The organism is Butyrivibrio sp. INlla18 (genome assembly GCF_900103635.1).
In the GTDB taxonomy this organism is placed as follows: Bacteria; Bacillota; Clostridia; order Lachnospirales; family Lachnospiraceae; genus Butyrivibrio.
Map to the genome: position 1 here is coordinate 1 of NZ_FMXK01000034.1, position 1047 is coordinate 1047.

General features: G+C 50.0%; 1 rRNA gene. It reads left to right on the plus strand.

What is annotated here, in order from left to right:
• Nucleotides 1-1047 (plus strand): 23S ribosomal RNA (locus BLS24_RS15100); the annotation flags it as partial.

Here is a 1047-nt window from a genome sequence, read left to right on the forward strand (position 1 = left end):
ATCGTTAACTGAATCCATAGGTTAACGAAGGGAACCCGGTGAACTGAAACATCTAAGTAGCCGGAGGAAGAGAAAACAAAAGTGATTCCGTAAGTAGCGGCGAGCGAACGCGGAAGAGCCCAAACCTAGGAGCTTGCTCTTAGGGGTTCGGACTGTATAATCGATGGAGACTGTTAGTAGAATCTGAATGGAAAGTCAGAGCCAAAGAGCGTGAAAGTCGCGTATACGAAAACGGTCGAAGCGAGACAGTATCCAGAGTAGGACGAGACACGTGAAACCTTGTCTGAACATGCGGGGACCACCCCGTAAGGCTAAATACTACTTAGTGACCGATAGCGAATAGTACCGTGAGGGAAAGGTGAAAAGGACCCCGGGAGGGGAGTGAAAGAGAACCTGAAACCCTGTGCCTGCAAGCTGCGAAAGCTCCATATGAGAGTGATCGCGTACTTTTTGTAGAACGGTCCGGCGAGTTATGTTTGTTGGCGAGGTTAAGCACTTAAGGTGAATAGCCGAAGGGAGACCAAGTCTGAATAGGGCGAGTAGTCGTCAAACATAGACCCGAAACCGGGTGATCTATCCATGGACAGGATGAAGCGGCCGTAAAAGGCTGTGGAGGTCCGAACACACATCCGTTGAAAAGGGTGGTGATGAGCTGTGGATAGGGGAGAAATTCCAATCGAACTCGGAGATAGCTGGTTCTCCCCGAAATAGCTTTAGGGCTAGCCCTGTAGCATTCCTCTTGGAGGTAGAGCACTGAATATCCGCGGGGGCTTCACCGCTTACCAAAGATTATCAAACTCCGAATGCCAATGAGGATGAGCGCAGGAGTCAGACTACACGAGATAAGTTGGGTAGTCAAAAGGGAAAGAGCCCAGATCTACGGCTAAGGTCCCAAAGTACGTGTTAAGTGGAAAAGGATGTGGGATTTCATAGACAGCTAGGATGTTGGCTCAGAAGCAGCCACACATTCAAAGAGTGCGTAATAGCTCACTAGCCGAGAGGTCCTGCGCCGAAAATTACCGGGGCTGAAACACGACACCGAAGCCT